Raw genomic sequence first — 1,738 nt, 5'->3', positions numbered from 1 at the left:
ACTGTAATGGTTAGGATATGCCCACTAGCCACGKTGTGGATATAGAGACCGCGACAATTAAGAGTTTTATGACGAGTGCGAGTTTAAAGACTACGAGGTTGTATATAGCTCCTAAAGTTGAGGTTACAAAGCGGGGGGTCGTAGCCCTGTTCCTACTGACAAATAGGGTATCTACATCAGGAGCCGTGTGCTGGGAAACTCGCAAGCACGGTTTTCAATTGGAGTTGGGGAAGGTGACTTCTCTTTCGACCATAACGCAATCAGACTAGCAGCCGCATGAGGTGAAAGTCTCAAGTCCGGTTCTGAATGGGAGGGGTAGACCTCACGGTTTATCTCGACCCCTAATAACTATCTGACGTAAATGATTGTACTGGAGTTTAAAGCTAAAGGCAAGTCAACTCAATACAGTGCCATTGATGAGGCCATCCGAACGGCTCAGTTCATCCGCAATAAAGCCGTCCGTTTCTGGATGGATAATTCGGGAATTGGGCAGAAGGATTTGTATCGCCTAGCGCAAAACACGCTCGAGATGAATTTCCTTTTGCTCGCGACTTAAACTCCAGCGCCTGTCAAGCGTCCATTGAAAGAGCCTATTCGGCAATTTCGCGGTTCTACGAGAACTGCCGGAAAGCCATTCCCTGGAAGAAAGGCTATCCAAAGTTCAAAAAGAACTGCCGTTCTGTTGAATACAAGACTTCTGGGTGGAAGTTATCAGAGACTCGCAAGCGAATAACCTTTACCGACAAAAAAGGGATATGTCAGCTTAAACTCAAAGGAACATGGGATTTACATTTCTACCAGGTTGAACAAATCAAACGGGTTAGGCTTATTCGTCGTGCAGACGGCTACTATGTTCAATTTATGAGTGCGAGATGTTCAGGTATGAAATAGGGCTGAGATGCCTGAAATAACTACATGGAGGGGATTCCAGCCCCGAATCTGGATATAAGGAGCGTACTCCTGACCATCCCCATAACTGTTTATATGTCCCGACGTTTGGAGAAAATCCAAATAAGACAGGGAACCCAAGGTCATAAGCGAACTGAAAATCAGGGAGCAGAGGGTAACGCCGATAGCCACCCCCAGTTTCAGGAATCATAACCCGTCAGATTGAAGCGGGGAACGGAAGGCTCCGAGGTGTAACCTGACACCGGAAACGAGACCACTGCCAACCATCCATGATATCAAGTCCGGATAATCAATTATGGTAAAGTCTCGATTTGAGGCCACCAATGAAAACTCGTCAAGCCTCTAATTAATTCGCGCTGTTTCCACAAACTTCGGCAGCGAGCACACAAGAGTTCCTCTAGCTGCTCAAGATTCTCAAATGAGCGATTGGCAATGGGTTCATCTACCAGAGGCCACAGTCTTTCCGCTGGTTGCAGTTCCGGGGAATGGGACGGTAGAAACATTAAATGCAGTCCTTCGGGTACTTTCAGATTCTTACTGATATGCCATCCGGCTTGGTCAACCACTAACATAATGTGTTGATTTGGACCTAATTTATAGCATTAGTCAAGGTGGTTAGGACGAAGCTGGGAGAACGGAATCCATGGCATCATCGAGAGAATCAAACTGCTCACGTGCAATGGCGAATGCGGGCTTTCAACCACGACCAACATTTCTCTATCTTGTTGAGGTCTGGCGAATAAGGTGGTAGATAGAGCAAACGGCATTGAGCCGCCTCCACTAGCTCAGGAATCCGTCCCCCTTTATGAAACGTTGCATTGTCTAGCAC

At 46.9% G+C, this 1,738-nt stretch carries 3 pseudogenes; 1 reads left to right on the top strand and 2 read right to left on the bottom strand.

Features of this window, described 5'->3' with window-relative positions:
* Nucleotides 1-361: 361 nt before the first annotated feature.
* A pseudogene (locus B9T16_RS28385) lies at nt 362-861 on the top strand (RNA-guided endonuclease TnpB family protein); the annotation flags it as partial.
* Between the two features lie 341 nt (nt 862-1,202).
* Here the strand turns inward: B9T16_RS28385 and B9T16_RS28380 are convergent.
* Both B9T16_RS28380 and B9T16_RS28375 read right to left on the bottom strand, forming a co-directional pair.
* A pseudogene (locus B9T16_RS28380) lies at nt 1,203-1,508 on the bottom strand (transposase); the annotation flags it as partial.
* Nucleotides 1,509-1,524: 16 nt separating this feature from the next.
* Nucleotides 1,525-1,738: pseudogene (locus B9T16_RS28375) on the bottom strand (transposase); the annotation flags it as partial.

This window comes from Arthrospira sp. PCC 8006 (genome assembly GCF_046480465.1).
GTDB lineage: Bacteria > Cyanobacteriota > Cyanobacteriia > Cyanobacteriales > Microcoleaceae > Limnospira > Limnospira platensis.
This window is presented reverse-complemented; position numbering and strand designations above follow the sequence as displayed.